Raw genomic sequence first — 16,298 nt, 5'->3', positions numbered from 1 at the left:
CCTATTTAGGGATGGTTTTTTAATATGAAATACCTACTCGGCTTTTCTCGTATAAGCTTTTATTACGTAATCTCCATGTAAAATGAGCTGTATCACCAACTGTAATTTTGGATCCATCTGCTGGCAACATATCTTTTTCAGTTCGATATACCCCAGTTACATCACCGTCTATTAAATGCGTCGGACAAACAACAGTCCAACATAAATTACTGTTATGTAGTGCTTTATAAGCAGCTAAGTGGTCTTCCGCAGCTGTTGTTGTTTTTCTTTTCGATTCTTTTGATTGAAAACGATATATACTTGGGTTTGTTCGCGACTGTAAAATACCAGCCGTTCCTATTGTAACAATTTTCTTTATGCCCTCTTCTTCCATTTGCTTTATAATAAGCGGTAAACTCTTCCCTAACGTCCCATTCCGATCAGTTCCAAGAGTACTAATTACAATATCACATCCTTTAATCGCTTCCTTTATATCGTCTCCGTTTAATACATTTCCCTTAATAACATGCAACCTTTCATACTCTATTTCCACTCTACTCAAATCACGAACTAATACCGTTACTTCATATGAATCTTGTAATGCCAATTTCATAATGTGTGATCCTACTCTACCTGTCGCTCCTAATATGCATACTTTCATATATTATCCCCTCTTCAGTTCTTTCTCTCTATTTTTCCGTAATACATACAAATATACAACAAAAAAGCTTCCTCGTTTATGTGAGGAAGCTCTATTATCCATTTATTTCTTTTCTTTCGAATCAGAAGACTTATCTGTTCCGCTTGTTTCTTTATCTTTCTTTTCATCTTGCTGCGAAGTTGTGTCATCCTCTTTCTTTTTATCCTCATCTTTACTACAACCTACCATTAATAAAGAACTTGCAAGTGCCATAGCAGTTAATGACTTAACCCATTTGTTCATTTGCGTTTCCTCCCTTTGATAGAATATGTACAATCCCATATTACTCTTTATTTTTAAAGGAAAGATTTAAAAATAGTAAAGATACAGTAAACTTTTGTAAATTTTCGGATAACATATCCAATCTTAAATCCTCCCACCCTAATTAGACATAAAAAAAACTAAGGCGCCTTTCATTCCACCTTAGCTTTTCACGCAAATTTTTCATTTTCATATACATGTTTAATCTTATATTCCTTCTTCACAACATATTGCCAAACATTATATGCGTAACGATTCATTTTCACAAAACAATTCTCCAAAAAAGAACGAAACTCCGGGTTCGCAACTTCTACTGCCACTTGAGCAAACTTTAATGCTAATCGTTTCAAATGTGTAATATAACAAATAGCAATCCCAATATCCCCTGTATATTCATTATCTGTTTCCCTATCCATTTCAGTAAATTCCGGCCACATTTGTTTACAAGTTATATGCTGTACATTTTCTCCTTCTTGAAAATTCACTTGTTCATTATATGCTTGTAACATATACGGCAAATGATGCTGTAAAATATCCTTTAATTCTTCATCTCGAACCTTGCCCGTGTACTCTCCAACTTTATATATAAGTGTGTAACTATATGTCATCAATTCTTTCATACAATCCATTAAAGCGCCTCCCTTCCTATTTTTCATCTATATACTATAAATATGATGCGATAACATTCGCTATTCTTGCTAGAAACCAATCCCAGCGACTAATTTTCTCAAAATCTTCTTCTGAAAATCGTTTTGACTTATGAAAGTCTTCTTTTAGTCGATTCCAGACGTCAGCAACGACTGTATTATCATATATGACACAGTTTGATTCGTTATTTAAATAAAAGCTTCTATTATCAAAATTCGCTGTACCAATATCGACGATTTCCTCATCAATGATTGTCACTTTCCCATGAAAAAATCCGTTTCGATATTGATAAATCTCCGCGCCAGCATCTAACATATCTTTCAAATGAGGATAGGCAGCTTGTTTTAGCAATACGGCATCACTTTTAAATGGGACGAGAATTTTCACACGGACACCACGATTTAATGCATCTTTCAGTCCTTTTACCATCTCTTTACTCGGTACAAAATATGGTGTAGCAATAATTAAGGAGTGTTTTGCCTTCTTTAATAGTGCCCCGTACTTCTGCCATAAGCCTTTTCCATTCGAAAATATATATTGATATTTTACATTTCCTTGTACCGGTAACTCTTGATGTATAAGGAATTTCTCTCCCGTATCTTCTTGCCAATCTTCCGCAAACTTCCGTTCCATATCAGTAGCTCCATTCCCTTCGATGCGTACATGATAATCACGCCACGGACCAAATTTAGGATCCTGTCCAAGATATTCCTTTCCGATATTGAAGCCACCAATGTACGAAACTTTCCCATCTATAGTAACAATGCGTCTATGATTACGTTGATGCAAAGAATAAAATAAGTTTTTTAATTTAGGTTTTTTACTAAATGTAAACTTCACGCCTTTTTCTTTTAATTGATTAATTATCTTTTTCTTAAGCTTATATCCGCCAATGCGGTCTACTGACAATTTCACATCTACTCCGCTAGATGCTTTTTTTTCTAATAATTGTAAGAATTCTTTGCTTACCTCATCTTTACCTACAATATAAAAATGAATATATACATTCTTTTCTGCACGATTTATATCCTCAAATAAACTTCTATATAACTCATCACCGTTCGTATATAATTGAAAATCCCCTGATCGAATTTTTTCTAATTCATATCCACTAGCCATTTTCTTCCCCATTTCCACATCAACGTTCATCCATACGAATACACCTATAAAACAAATTATTACAATTAAAAAGTGCTTCATGGATACGTTCCTTTCTCTAACTACTGTTATTCCTATATCTTTCCTTTTTTTAAACATTATCATACAAAAAATATGTCATTGCATGATATACGTCCATATCAAACAGGAGCTCATCTGCATATTGTATGTTGTATCTTAAAATAAAAGGAGGAAATAACAATGGGCTTCGCACATGGTAATGGATTTGCGCTACTAGTCGTATTATTTATCCTCTTAATTATCGTCGGTGCTGCTTGCTTCTGCTAAGCAGTTATTGTAATACGATATGGGGATGAAAAAACTATAAAAGCGGACACCTATTTTTAGGTGTCCGCTTTTCATTTCAAAAAATCCCCTAGCCTATTACAAAAATAGTACCACTAGGAAAGTATTTCTCATCAAAAAGTTAGCAGTGTAGCTACCTTCTTACTCTCCGCCTTACGAATATGACGCTGTTCTGCACGTAACACTGCAATTCGATGCAATTCTTTCTCCTCTTCTGTCTCAGGGATAACACGCGGTACAGGAACTGGATTATTCTCCTTACTAAGCGCAACAAAAGTAACGAATGAAGTTGCCGCTACACGTTTTTCACCTGAAATTAAATCTTCTGCTACTACTTTCACAAATATCTCCATAGAAGTTCTTCCCGTCCAAATTACGAAAGATTCATAACTAACACAATCTGAAGAACGTACTGGATGTAAGAAATCTACCCAATCCATAGACGCTGTAACACATTCCATTCTCGAGTGTCTCGTTGCTGAAATTGAAGCAACCATATCCATCTCCGCCAATATCTTTCCACCAAATAGCGTGTTATGATCATTTAAATCCGTTGGAAATACTCGACTCGTTTTAAACACTCTTGATTCATTAGCTGTTTTACCCTTTACTTCAGTCATTGTTATCACCCCTTTAATTATTTATCCCTAATATCCCAATATACACTACACCTCATGAACTACACGTTTAATATTAACAATTTTTAGAACTTTTAGTCCACAAAAAAGAACCGATTTTATCAATCGGCTCCTCTAAATACATATTGTTCTTTCGGCTGTTCAACTTTATTCCATTTCGTTACTTCTAACACTGGAATATTCGCATGAAACGGCTGATAAAATTCAGTTGAAATTTCTCCCTCTACCTGAATCCAATCATCATTTTTCCACTCTACACCTTCTGGTTTTTTAACTAACATACCATATACACCTGAATCCGCAACACAATGTATAATGCCGAAACGGAATAAGAAATATTGTTCCTTTTTAGAAGAATCATCTCGAAAAACAAATCCTTTATAAGACAGGGTTTTACCAGTAAATTCACCAGGATAATTATAAATTGTCTCCATACCCTTTAAGAAATCTTCATCTTTTAAAGTGATATTGTCTTTCGTAACAAACTCTTTCTTCCCTTTTTCCATTACACCACGATATCCTTCTTTCCCGTAATAAATACTCGTATCCGGTCTTAAGAATTGTCTTGTCATAAATGGATCTTTACTTTCCGCTTGTGCAACAGGAAAGTGAAACCCCTTCGTCTTAACAATGTCCGAATCTAATGTTGCAATCGGGAAAAATAATCCTGAAATAATCGGAAAACAGAACAGAGTATAAGAAAACGTTCGTTTCCACCATGTATTTTCATCTTTCGAATGATCATGCCCGCAATGACTATGATCACAACTACAATCATGTTTCTCTTTTTCCTTTTGGTGCTCTTTTTGGAAAACGATAATAATTTGTACAATCGTTAAGAAACCTAAAATAATAGCTGCAGTTTTTGATAAATAGGCGTACTTCATATTTATATACTTCGTAATGTTACCGGAAATATGAAGCTGTCCAATTAAAATTGTAAAACCTAATAATATATATGCTCGAAACATAACCTACCACCCCATCGCATAAATGAGTAGTGAGCTTGCATAGACAACAAGTGTAACTGTAACCGTCACAACAATTACAAATTTTGTTTTAAATGTCGCAAGCATCATAAACATATTTTTAATATCCACCATCGGTCCATATACGAGGAACGCGACAAGTGACGCTGTTGAAAATGTACTTTGGAACGAAGAAGCAATAAATGCATCCGCCTCTGAACAAAGTGATAAAATAAAAGCAAGTCCCATCATAACAGCTGATGAAGAAAACGGACCTTGTCCAATTGCAAGCAATGTTGAAGTTTGTACAAATGTTTGAACCGCAGCTGCAATTAACGCACCTAACACTAAATATTTTCCCATTGAGAAGAATTCCTCAACAGCATGTGTACATACATCCCACATTTTTTTACGTAACGGACGCTTATGATTCACTTCTGGAAAGTGATCATCTCTTAATTGATGTTCTTTAAACATAAATGATAATATAATTCCAACGATAATTGCTACGATAATCGCTACAATAGAACGATACCATACTATGTGCATACTACTTCCAAAAGCAACATATGTTGCAAATAATACAACTGGATTAATAATCGGTCCAGTTAACATAAATGCAATTCCTGCATAGGGTGGAACCCCTTTTCCGATTAATCGTCTTACAATCGGAACAATTCCACATTCACATCCAGGAAACATCATTCCTAAAAAAGTGGCTAATAGAACAGACAGAAATCGATTCTTAGGCATCCACTTTGCCACCATATCTTCTGTCACAAACATTTGAATAAATCCTGAAATAAATACACCAATTAGCACAAACGGAAGTGCTTCGATTAATATCGAAATAAAGATTGTATTCATTTGCAGGAATGCTTTCGGTAATTGAAACAATTCCATGATGTATTTCCTCCAACTTTTCATTAACAATATGTAATTTTAACCCCATTTTATTATTTGAACAAGAGTTATACGGAATTCATAACCTTCATACACATTACATTTTACAAGTTATATTCTATTCCAAAATCGAGATTTCATAGCAAAAAAGCTGCTCTAGCGCAGTTTTACAACTATGCTAGAGCAGCTTTCTTATCGTTAAAAGTAACGTTTCTTCCAAAAAACAAATGCTAAAGTGAAAGATAATGTTACACATATTATGAGTACAATTACAAACCCATGTGCTTCACCTTCAAACGGAACCTTTACATTCATTCCAAAGAAGCTAGAAACCATTGTTGGTAAAGATAAAATAATTGTAATAGACGTTAACAGTTTCATAACACTATTTAAATTATTAGAAATAACCGAACTAAATGTATTCATCATTCCGCTTAAAATGTGACTATATATTTCCGCCATTTCAATAGCCTGTTTATTTTCAATTAATACATCTTCTAATAAATCTTGATCGTCTTCATACATTTTTAAAAATGTACTGTTACGCATTAATTTTTGAATAACAATTTTATTAGCCTTTAATGAAGTTGTAAAGTAAACTAAACTTTTTTCAAGGCCTAGCAATGTGAAAATCTCTTTATTTTTCATCGATTTATTTAATTGATGCTCTAAATCGATTGTTTTTCGATTAATTTGCTTTAAGTATCTTAAATAATAAGTAGAAATTGTATATAAGAGCTGAAGTGCGAATCGCGTCTTTTTAAACGTATAAAATTCTTTAATACGTTGATTAATAAAGCGTTCAAAAATTGGATTCTCTTCTAGACAAATTGTAACAAAACAATCTGGCATTACAATCATACCTATTGGAATCGTGTCATAAATCGAATTTCCTTCTTCATCATGTCTCACTGTCGGAATATCCACGATAATTAAAGTATTATTGTCTTCCTTTTCAATACGAGAGCGTTCTTCATCATCCAAAGGGTCTTTAATGAAATCTAAGTCTACATTTAAAGTTTGGACTAGATACTGAATTTCTTCTTCAGTTGGATGAAGTACATTAATCCAGCAACCCTTTTGCATTTCCTCAATCTCTTGTAGTTTTCCGTTTCGGTCTGTTAAATAAATATTTAACATACTATCACCCCGATTCTTTTTACATGTAGGAATCTACCTCACTTAAACAACAGTTTTTGAACCGCTATTTTCAGCATATGAAACAAACGATTAAATTTCAATAGAAAAATTATTTTGAAAACGTTTTTTTAAGAAAAATCTTGTAAACATAGAAAAAGACAGAGTGTTCTCTGCCTTTAAAAAGCTTATGTTGCCTTTATAACATATTTAGAAAGCATCCACAAGTTAAAACCGACTGAAATCGTATAACCAGCATATGTTGAAATGATAAAACTTACAAAATCAAAATAAGGTAGCAATACAATATTTAATACTATCTTTACAATAATTCCGATTACTAATCCTAGCACTGTTTTCTGCTGTTGATTAATTCCTTGTAACATCGCAGCAGTTACCGTAAATAGTGAAAATAGTATACAAGCAGGAGCATAATATTGTAAAATGACACTCCCCATCTCCGGATCATTTCCAGCACCAAATAATAGAGTATATGCTGGCTTTGCTAATACCATCATTCCGATTGCCGCTGGTACCGTGATCCCCACCACTAATAAATTCGTCCTCGTAAAATGTTTATACAGTAGCTTCTCATTTCCCGCTGTATAAGCTTTCGTCATCTCTGGTACGAGAGACATACTAAAAGCAGTAGCAACAGAAACAGGGATTAACACAACCATCTGAACAAGGCCAATTATCGCATTAATCTTTTCGGCTTCTCCTTGCATATATCCTACTTGTATAAGTAGCTTATTAATTGTAAATGTATCAATCGTCTGATACAACGGAATTGCCAAACCGACTACAACAAATGGGATGGAATATGTAAATAACTCTTTATATAATGAAAAAAAAGATTTCGTCGTCTGGGAAATACTTGCTATCTCCTTTTGTTTCAAGTATTTTCGCCTTTTCATATAATAAGCACTCAAAATAATTAATCCACCTACTGCACCCATAAATGCTCCAAAAGTCGAAATACCCACCGCTAACGACACTGATTCTTTTAAAACATATAAAACAACAAAACTCCCTATCAAAATCGTTAAAACACGAAAAAACTGTTCGACAACAACACTCAATGCCGACGGTCCCATCGATTGGAATCCTTGAAAGAATCCCCTCAATAAACTCATTACTGGTACAAGTATTAACGCAAAACTTACAATTTGAATATTGTGCGTGACAGCTACCACACTATTCCCCGACTGATCATTTCCATCAATCACAAGTTTAGCTAAATGTGGTGCTAACATATATAACGCTAAACAAGAAATAACGCCCATAATGACCATAAAAACGATACCACTCTTTAGCACTCTCTTAACAGTGTGATAATCATTGAGTTGATCGTACTTTGAAACCATCTTCGAAACGGCAAGTGGTAATCCCATCGTTGCAATACTGAGCATAATTGTATAAGGGCGGTATGCATATGTATATAATACATACCCACTCGTACCCACCATTGCAGTAAACGGTATAACATATATAAACCCTAACATTTTAGATATCATCGTTGCCATCGTTAAAAATATCGTTCCACGTAAAAACGGTGATCCTTTCATCACATTCCCCCGCTACGCTTTATTATTACACATTATGGACAACTTCTTTTTTTTAGAACTAGAACAAATAAAAAAAGTCAATGAATCATCATTGACTTTAACGAGTTGTTTTTTTCTTTTTCAAATACTTTAAACCGAAGTAAAGAGCTATAAATAGGACTGCTCCTATAATTATGTAATGTGTGTAATCAGATGCATATTCTTTAATATGTCGCCAATTTCCACCAAGCTTTTCACCTAAGTATATAAATAGAATTGACCATGGAATGATCGCTACAACTGTATACAGTGTGAAAAGTTTTAATGGCATCTTAGCTAGTCCTGCTGGAATTGAGATTGCATGACGTACTACTGGGATAAAACGTGCCGAAAATATTACTCCCGCTCCGTAACGCTTAAACCAATTTTCTGCTATGTCTAAATGATGTTTATTAATAAGCAGATACTTCCCGTATTTCTCGACAACCGGACGCCCTCCGTAGTATCCAAGCCAGTATAAAAAGATTTGCGCTAAAGTACCACCAATTGTTCCGGCAATAACAGCACCGACAAAACTAATTTTCCCTTCTGCCACTAAAAATCCAGCATACGAAAGTACAATCTCACTTGGGATAATTTCAATCATTAAACCTAGTGCTACTCCGAAGTATCCTAGACTTGCAAAGAATTGCAATAACTGATCTATTATATTCGCTAACATATTCTTTTCTATCTCCTTTTTTCTTCACATACCCTCCCATTATCACATAAAGATTGCCATCTGCCAATATGATCATGTGAACCTCTTCATCTGAATCATAGACTTTGAAGAGGAATACTCCTTCTTATTTTTTATTAAATGAATATGTACAACCTTTTTTCAATATACCCTTAGCAAGATACAAAATTAACATTAATATCCCGCTATTTACGGGCATGTCGACTAATAATCAACGTAAATGTAACAGACGAGACCGATTAATTATTAGTCCAGTAGTCTTTCTTTATTTCTATCTTTCATATACGCAAACATTTCTTTAATTTGCCATTCTGTATTTCTAGCAATCGATAAATTAGGCAATTCATTCTCACCAAAAAACTCCACATCCTCTGTTTCAATACTTAATTTCTTTTCTCCGCCAACAATCTCACAGCCTATAAAAATTTTATATACATGCGTAGCTGATGGAGATGGTTGATGTTTTTCTTTATCGAATATAGCTAGTAACCTAAAATGATCTACCTCATATCCTGTCTCTTCTAAAACTTCTTTAGTAGTAACTTCTGTTGGAGTATAACCAACATCAGCCCATCCACCTGGTAATGCCCATTTACCATCACTTTTTTCTTTCACAAATAATAATTTCTCATTTTGAAATACTACCGCTCGAATATCAACTTTAGGAGTTTGATAGCCTGTCTCACTTGCAAATAATTTCTCTACTACTTCCCAATCTGTTTTTGTGTAATGTGACATCATCGAAATCGAAATGTCTCGTAATTGTTGGAAACGTTCTATATCATACACATCCTTAGAATACGTTAAACCCGCTTGGGCTATAGATTGTATTTGTTTTACCCAATCAATCCATTTAACCGTCATCTCTACACAACCCCATTCTCTATCAAATAAATATTATTTTACTTTTTTTGGTACATCTTTATTATACAAAAAAAGAGATTGATAATGTTCCAATCTCTTTCAAAATTAATCCAATTCATGTAAGTGGTCTTGTATATACTTTCTTCTTTTATTTATATATTCATAAATCATATCAGCCTCTTGATCAAATGTTTCTAATTTTTCTTTCATATATGGATCTTGTAGTAAATACAGACGAATCGATTCACACATTCCTTCTACTTTCGGCCTCATAAATGAAACTGTAAATTGTTCTTCTAATATTTCTTCTAAAATACTTCGATATTGCTTTCTAAATACAGGTATATCTAACAGCCTTGCACTTAACGTGTTATACCCTTGAATGCGAATATATTCATGATTAAGCGGTCTCCCTTGTACATCTCGCCCCCAAGTCGCATCATAATCCCACGGTATGACTTCAAATAAATTTGTTTCATCGTTATGATATAGTGCATAGTTATGAACGAAACCATCAAAGTTTTGCGTAAAAATAACTCCAGCTAACCATCGTAAATATTTATCTACATTTAGAAACTTCCCAATTTCTTTTTCATAATCTTCCCTCGACAAAGTATTCGTTTGAAATACAAATTCACTCAGTTGCTCTTCACTATTTTTATTCGAGCATTTAAATTCATACCCTGCAAAAAGCTCAGTTTTAACATCTTTATCTCTCTCGCTCATTAAAGAAAAATTCGCGTCATCATCTATCGCATAATAAATAGAACCACTCGGCAACCCTCTACTTTTTAAAAAGTTTTCATCAACCGATTCTAACTGTAAATATACGCCTTGGATTTGACCATTTATTTTTATAAATACATGCTGTGACTTCGGTGAAAGTACCCCGATTTCATTAAAAAAGTCTAGTGATAATTTGTTACGAATAAGAGATGGATCCATAAATTCAGAGTTTAAATGAAATTCCTTCACCCCTTGAAATTTTTTCGGTTTATAAAACTGAACATGATAAGACTTTTTCTCAAACTCACGAATATGAGCACCCCGATAAACGATATCAATATCATACTTCTTTTTTCCATATGTTAACTTTGCTGGCACTGGACTATCTGACCAAATATCTTTTTTCAATTCCACTAAGTACATTGGATGAATAAAAAATTCATATGAAGGTAGCATATATTCTCATCCCTTCTCTGTTCTCTTCATTCAATGTATGCGCCTTGTCTTGTCCATACATCCGCTTCATCTATTTATATAAAATTACACTCTTGTCCTGTTCAGAAAGAAACCGAATCTCATATCATGTTAAGGAAAAAGAATACCTTTTCAATTTAAAACTCGATAAGGAGGATTTCTATGAAACGTGATATTAGAAAAGCTGTTGAAGAAATCAAAAGTGCTGGTATGAAGGATTTCTTACACCAAGATCCAAGTACTTTTGAGTGTGATGATGATAAATTCTCTCATCATAACTGTACAACAGGGTGTAAATGTACAACAGGGCGTAAATGTACAACAGGGCGTAAATGTACAACAGGGCGTAAATGTACAACAGGGCGTAAATGTCCAAGAACAAGATGTACTCGCGTGAAACATTGTACTTTCGTTACAAAATGTACTCATGTAAAAAAATGGACATTCGTTACAAAATGTACGCGTGTACGCGTTCAAAAATGGACATTCGTTACAAAGGTTACTCGTAGAAAAGAATGCGTTATAGTTACAAAACGTACTCGAGTGAAAAAATGTACTTTCGTTACAAAATGCGTTCGCTTTGAAAAGAAATGTTTCTGGACAAAACGATGTTTCTGTAAAAAATGTGTATTTTTCCCTCATAGCCATCATGGGTCTTGTGATGATTCGTGGGATCATGGTAAAGACTGTCATGATGATGGACACAAATGGGACGATTGCAAAGGTAGCGGTCACAAGTCCTCATCTTGCAAAAATAAAAAATTCGATCACTTCTGGTATAAAAAGCGTAATTGCTAGTTTTTTATGCCTACCAAAAAAGGCCGCATTGCGGCCTTTTTTACGTTTACTGAAAATGACTTATATCTGCAAATTGTTTTACTTTACCAAGATCTTCATCAAATTCAATCACACTAAGACTCGCGCTATGCATAAATGGCTCTCCCCATACATGTTCAATTTCAACACCTGCAAAATGCCCTACAAGTAATTTCGCTGCTGCAGCATGAGAGACAATTAAAATATTTTCACCTTTATGCTTTTCTAAAAGAAAGTGTATCCCTTCAATTACTCTTTTATGAACGGCCGCAAAGTTTTCCCCTGATGTTGATTGAAAAAGATGTGGTTCATTCCAAAATAAATGCACTTCTTCTGGATATTGCATTTCCAAATCAGCAATTGTTTGCCCTTCCCATGTCCCCATATTTATTTCATAGAAACGTTCATCTGCTATAATTGGTATATCTCGTTCTCCTTTAATCAATTCAGCAGTATGAAGCGTTCTTTCACTTGGACTACTATAGATAGCATGAAGTGGTAAATTCTTCATATGGTCACCTAATTGTTTTGCTTGTTGCATACCATTTTCAGTTAGAGCAGAGTTTTTTCGTCCTTGCATCCGCTTTGCTACATTCCATTCCGTCTCACCATGCCTTGTTACATATACCGTTGTCTTCATTTCAATTCCTCCTCACCATTTTAGCCGTGATTCCCACGGTTCTACTCTCCCTACAATCCATTCCATACATTTACTTTCAATCCCCTTTATAACCCCATCAGCTATCTCTTCATGAGTAAGCCACCTTGCATATGTACCTTCTAAAATAAACCCTAATATTATTCTATAGTAGCTACATAATTCCCCACTTATTTTTTGTGCCTTCATACGTGATGCACCACTACCTAATATATGAAATACACTATATTTCTTAGATGATAATTCAATCTCTTCACAAATTATCGGAAGTGCACGTTCAGCAGTCGAATGTATCCATGCAATAACTAGCGTGATCGGACCATTGTGTTCAATTGACTCTTTAATAGATTTCTTTACATCTTCTTCATTATGATAATCTAAAGAAATACTCGTAATTTTTTCTCGTACACTACATGCTTGCTTAACATTTTCTAATTTCGCACTATCTCGCCCGACAATTGAAACATGAAATCCTTGCTCACACAGCCACATAGATACTTTCTTTAGCATCCCTGTTCCACCAATTACAAGTGCATGCAAACCCTTCCCCCCTAGTAAAATGTCATATAAGGTTTCTCTTCCCTATAATAATTTAGACGATCTTGTAACGTCCCTGAATGAAATTCAAATTTATGACCATCTGGATCTAGAAAATATATAGATTCACAATCTCTCACATCACGTTCTCTACCCGTTAAAATATGAACATCATTTTCTTCTAACCGCTTTAACAAACGTTCAAAGTCTTCTTTTTCCACAGAAAATGCAATGTGCGTATAATATTGATGAATTTCATTTCTTTGAATATCTACCTCTTCATTAAGTGCTACCCATACTCCACATATATTAAAATATGCAAGTTTTCTCCCTTTAACTAATAATTCCCCTTCTAGTACTTTTTCGTAGAACATAATAGATTTTTCTAAATCTGAAACTGAAAAACAAAGATGATTGATTCCCCTTAACAACTATAGTTCCCCCTTATACAAAAAAGATGAGCGAAAATTCACTCATCTTTTATTATACTATTATTTTGTAATATATGCCCATTTATAACTGAAGTCCCCACCAAACGTATGGTTGGCGATGCCTTTTACATTCGGCTGCTCTAAATAAGCTGTACTTTGCTGATACGCAGGTGAGATTGCAGCATCTTGACCGATCAAGATTTTTTCAGCTTCTGCAAGTGCTTTCCAGCGTGCAGCGTCATCTTTTAATAGTTCTCCTTTTGATTTTGCTACTAAATCATCATATTTCGGGTTAGAATAGGCCATTTCATTAAATGAGCTTTCTGTAACGAACATATCGATGTATGTCATTGGATCTGGATAGTCTGGGCTCCATGCAGATAACGAGAATTCATATTGTAACTTTTTCTCTAAATCTAGTTTTTGTTTGTATGGTTGTTGTTTTAAATTCACCTTTATACCCGGTAAATTTTTCTCTAACTCTTCTTTAATAAAGTCGCCTACTTTTTTACGGCTACCGTTATCATCATTTAGGAATTCCACTGTTATTGTATCTTGACCAAGTTCTTTCTTCGCTTCTTCCCATAATTTTTTTGCTTTCGTTACATTATCTTTACTATCACGGAAATTTTTATTTACAGAACGGAAGTCTTTTCCATCTGGTCCTGTCGTAAACTTTTCAGGTACTAAGAAATATGCTGGTAATGAGCCATCATTTAGAATAACATTTGCAATTCCCTTTTTATCATATGCTAAATCAATTGCTTCACGAACTTTTTGATTTTTAAATGTTGCATTTTGTTGATTAAATCGTAAGAAATACATACGTGGATCTAGCTTCGTTTTAAATTCATTTGGCTTACTCTTTTTATATTTATCAACAAATTCAGAGCTTAAAATAACTCGATCCGCTTGACCACTGTCGTATAAATTAACTCCTGTGCTCGTTTCTTTCACAACACTTACATTAATTTCTTCTAGCTTAACAGTATCTTTATCCCAATAATTAGGATTTTTATTTAACTGATAACTTTGTTCATGTTTCCATTCACTCATTGTAAATGGTCCATTGTACAATAGTTTATCTGCTTCTAATGCGTATTTATCTCCTTGTTCTCTCACATATTTTTCATTTAAAGGGAAAAATGTTGGGAACGAAGTAAGCTCTAGGAAATACGGCGCTGGTTGTTCTAATTCTACCACTAACGTTTTATCATCTTTTGCTTTAACTCCTAATTGATCTAACGGTAATTCTCCCTTATTTACTTTCTGTGCATTTTTCACATCGAATAAAATAAATGCATACTCAGCAGCGGTTGCTTTATCTAATGCGCGTTGCCAAGCATATACAAAGTCTTGTGCTCGAACTGGATCTCCGTTAGACCACTTTGCATCTCGTAATTCAAATGTATATGTTGTTTTATTTTCACTAATCTTCACATCTTTTGCCATACCTGGCGTTGGCTTATTATCCTTATCTAAACGATATAACCCTTCCATTGCATTTACAAAGGCCCGGAATGATACAGAGTCCGTTGATTTTGATGTATCCATTGAAGGAATTTCTGCTGTTTCTAGTAAGTTTAATACTTGCTTATCTGCTACTCCCTTACCTGCTTCTTTTTTCGTTGTAGATGCCTTCTCCCCATTTCCGCAACCTGCAACTAACACACTAGTCGATAATGCAAATGCAGCAATCGTTGTTACCTTTCTCTTCATTCTTCCTTCCCCCAATCTATATGTATAAATGAAATCCAGTATAATATATATCATTATACAAAAGATTCAGATTATTTCAAATATTATTTTTTACACACAAAAAAGAAGCAGATAGAGAGTTCTTTCCATCCGCTTCTTTTTCTATCACTTTTACTTGCAATCCATCCTCTATTTCAAACGGATTTTGAACCTTGAATATTTCTTCCATCATCTTCAAAAACTCTTCTTCATTTTTAGATTCACCATTAATCGTAAGGGAGTATGGCTCAATTTCACTCAATTTATAATCAACAATAAATTGAATTGTAACTTTTTGTCTTGGCATCCCTGGGCTGTATCCTTGAAATTCTACTAATTCCATACCTTCCGAACCACGATAATATATCCACCCTGAATTTTGAAAATAGCTTTCAAACGATTCACCAATCGAAAAGAACGGATATTCATAAAGCGAACTTGTACGTACTTTTTGTATAATATCTCGATCAGTCGGAAAAAAGAAATGACTGAAAAAAATACTAGCAACTGCTAAAATAGTAACGATTGTTGCTCCCATTTTACTCGTTCCACCACTATCACGGATGAGATAATTTTCAACCGATTCATCTTTAATTCCCCGTGCTTTTATTCGATATATACGCCTTTCTGCAAATTGATAAAATAATCCATTTGCAAAAATCCCCATCCCAAATAGAATGAAAACAAGTAATAAAAACGTGAGAGGCACCATATTAATGATTGGCAATGCTACGTTGAACCCCATATAATAAGAAAATGCATCACATGCTACTAATAACAGTATAAATAAAGCAGCAGGTAAATAATACTTACGATATCCAAGCCAACCTACATTGAAAATAGCAGCCAAGCCATTCCAGCTCCACCTAGCAATTCGCTTATTCTCAAGCTCCCATTTTCTTTTGTAATATGGATATTGTCTCCCTACATATACTTCTAATTCTTTGTCTATTAGCGAGCTTTCTTCACCTTGTTCGTTATGCAAGTTTCGTTGACAATTTGCACAATTCAGCTGATCATTAATACAAGGTCGCCCACAATTTATACATTTCAAAACAATCCCTCTTTCCA

Annotated in this window: 19 protein-coding genes; 2 read left to right on the top strand and 17 right to left on the bottom strand. The window is 34.2% G+C overall.

Annotated elements, in window-relative coordinates:
• Window positions 1–19: 19 nt before the first annotated feature.
• The 4 genes from MR071_RS07575 to cls form a co-directional block, all read right to left on the bottom strand.
• Window positions 20–640 (bottom strand): NAD(P)-dependent oxidoreductase, encoded by a 621-nt coding sequence (locus MR071_RS07575; RefSeq protein ID WP_105586689.1) that lies wholly within the window; start codon window positions 638–640, stop codon window positions 20–22.
• Between the two features lie 102 nt (window positions 641–742).
• The gene (locus MR071_RS07570) at window positions 743–922 is read right to left on the bottom strand and encodes a hypothetical protein (RefSeq protein WP_002118595.1); all 180 of its coding nucleotides are present in this window, start codon (window positions 920–922) and stop codon (window positions 743–745) included.
• A gap of 188 nt (window positions 923–1,110) precedes the next feature.
• Window positions 1,111–1,569 (bottom strand): spore coat protein, encoded by a 459-nt coding sequence (locus tag MR071_RS07565; protein ID WP_002118593.1) that lies wholly within the window; start codon window positions 1,567–1,569, stop codon window positions 1,111–1,113.
• 34 nt (window positions 1,570–1,603) lie between these two features.
• On the bottom strand, window positions 1,604–2,788 hold the full coding sequence (gene cls, locus MR071_RS07560; protein WP_242235588.1) for a cardiolipin synthase: 1,185 nt from the start codon (window positions 2,786–2,788) through the stop codon (window positions 1,604–1,606).
• Between the two features lie 159 nt (window positions 2,789–2,947).
• Between cls and MR071_RS07555 the strand changes: the two genes are divergently transcribed.
• The gene (locus MR071_RS07555) at window positions 2,948–3,034 is read left to right on the top strand and encodes a YjcZ family sporulation protein (protein WP_000505094.1); all 87 of its coding nucleotides are present in this window, start codon (window positions 2,948–2,950) and stop codon (window positions 3,032–3,034) included.
• Window positions 3,035–3,165: 131 nt separating this feature from the next.
• Here the strand turns inward: MR071_RS07555 and MR071_RS07550 are convergent, their stop codons facing one another.
• From MR071_RS07550 to cotH, 8 genes are all read right to left on the bottom strand, one after another.
• The gene (locus MR071_RS07550; protein ID WP_000141174.1) at window positions 3,166–3,672 is read right to left on the bottom strand and encodes an acyl-CoA thioesterase; all 507 of its coding nucleotides are present in this window, start codon (window positions 3,670–3,672) and stop codon (window positions 3,166–3,168) included.
• 119 nt (window positions 3,673–3,791) lie between these two features.
• Window positions 3,792–4,661 carry a TIGR03943 family putative permease subunit gene (locus MR071_RS07545; protein WP_105586691.1) on the bottom strand — a complete coding sequence of 290 codons (870 nt, stop codon included), beginning with the start codon at window positions 4,659–4,661 and terminating at the stop codon, window positions 3,792–3,794.
• A 3-nt stretch (window positions 4,662–4,664) separates the two neighbouring features.
• A complete protein-coding gene (locus MR071_RS07540; protein WP_105586692.1) occupies window positions 4,665–5,561 on the bottom strand; it encodes a permease in 897 nt (298 codons plus the stop codon).
• A 198-nt stretch (window positions 5,562–5,759) separates the two neighbouring features.
• On the bottom strand, window positions 5,760–6,701 hold the full coding sequence (locus MR071_RS07535; protein ID WP_000932386.1) for a magnesium transporter CorA family protein: 942 nt from the start codon (window positions 6,699–6,701) through the stop codon (window positions 5,760–5,762).
• 185 nt (window positions 6,702–6,886) lie between these two features.
• A complete protein-coding gene (locus tag MR071_RS07530; RefSeq protein ID WP_105586693.1) occupies window positions 6,887–8,266 on the bottom strand; it encodes a putative polysaccharide biosynthesis protein in 1,380 nt (459 codons plus the stop codon).
• Between the two features lie 97 nt (window positions 8,267–8,363).
• Window positions 8,364–8,966, bottom strand: a complete 603-nt coding sequence (gene uptA / locus MR071_RS07525; protein WP_105586694.1) for an undecaprenyl phosphate transporter UptA — start codon at window positions 8,964–8,966, stop codon at window positions 8,364–8,366.
• Between the two features lie 264 nt (window positions 8,967–9,230).
• The gene (locus tag MR071_RS07520; protein ID WP_105586695.1) at window positions 9,231–9,848 is read right to left on the bottom strand and encodes an NUDIX hydrolase N-terminal domain-containing protein; all 618 of its coding nucleotides are present in this window, start codon (window positions 9,846–9,848) and stop codon (window positions 9,231–9,233) included.
• Between the two features lie 105 nt (window positions 9,849–9,953).
• Complete coding sequence (gene cotH / locus MR071_RS07515) at window positions 9,954–11,030, bottom strand: spore coat protein CotH (RefSeq protein ID WP_242235586.1); 1,077 nt, start codon at window positions 11,028–11,030, stop codon at window positions 9,954–9,956.
• 180 nt (window positions 11,031–11,210) lie between these two features.
• On the opposite strand from cotH, the gene exsB reads away from it, so the two are divergent.
• A complete protein-coding gene (exsB, locus tag MR071_RS07510; RefSeq protein ID WP_242235584.1) occupies window positions 11,211–11,846 on the top strand; it encodes an exosporium protein ExsB in 636 nt (211 codons plus the stop codon).
• 46 nt (window positions 11,847–11,892) lie between these two features.
• Here the strand turns inward: exsB and MR071_RS07505 are convergent, their stop codons facing one another.
• The 5 genes from MR071_RS07505 to MR071_RS07485 form a co-directional block, all read right to left on the bottom strand.
• Window positions 11,893–12,504: a phosphoserine phosphatase 1 gene (locus tag MR071_RS07505; RefSeq protein WP_105586698.1), complete on the bottom strand. Its 612-nt coding sequence runs from the start codon at window positions 12,502–12,504 to the stop codon at window positions 11,893–11,895.
• Between the two features lie 12 nt (window positions 12,505–12,516).
• A complete protein-coding gene (locus MR071_RS07500) occupies window positions 12,517–13,062 on the bottom strand; it encodes a short-chain dehydrogenase (RefSeq protein WP_105586699.1) in 546 nt (181 codons plus the stop codon).
• Between the two features lie 11 nt (window positions 13,063–13,073).
• A complete protein-coding gene (fosB, locus tag MR071_RS07495) occupies window positions 13,074–13,490 on the bottom strand; it encodes a FosBx1 family fosfomycin resistance bacillithiol transferase (RefSeq protein WP_242235581.1) in 417 nt (138 codons plus the stop codon).
• Between the two features lie 60 nt (window positions 13,491–13,550).
• The gene (locus tag MR071_RS07490; RefSeq protein ID WP_242235579.1) at window positions 13,551–15,209 is read right to left on the bottom strand and encodes a peptide ABC transporter substrate-binding protein; all 1,659 of its coding nucleotides are present in this window, start codon (window positions 15,207–15,209) and stop codon (window positions 13,551–13,553) included.
• 76 nt (window positions 15,210–15,285) lie between these two features.
• The gene (locus tag MR071_RS07485) at window positions 15,286–16,281 is read right to left on the bottom strand and encodes a DUF2628 domain-containing protein (RefSeq protein WP_242235578.1); all 996 of its coding nucleotides are present in this window, start codon (window positions 16,279–16,281) and stop codon (window positions 15,286–15,288) included.
• Window positions 16,282–16,298 lie beyond the last annotated feature (17 nt).

The sequence above is a fragment of the Bacillus cereus group sp. BfR-BA-01316 genome (assembly GCF_022664195.1).
GTDB lineage: Bacteria > Bacillota > Bacilli > Bacillales > Bacillaceae_G > Bacillus_A.
Note: the sequence above shows the minus strand (reverse complement) of the source record. Positions and strands in the feature narration are given on the sequence as shown.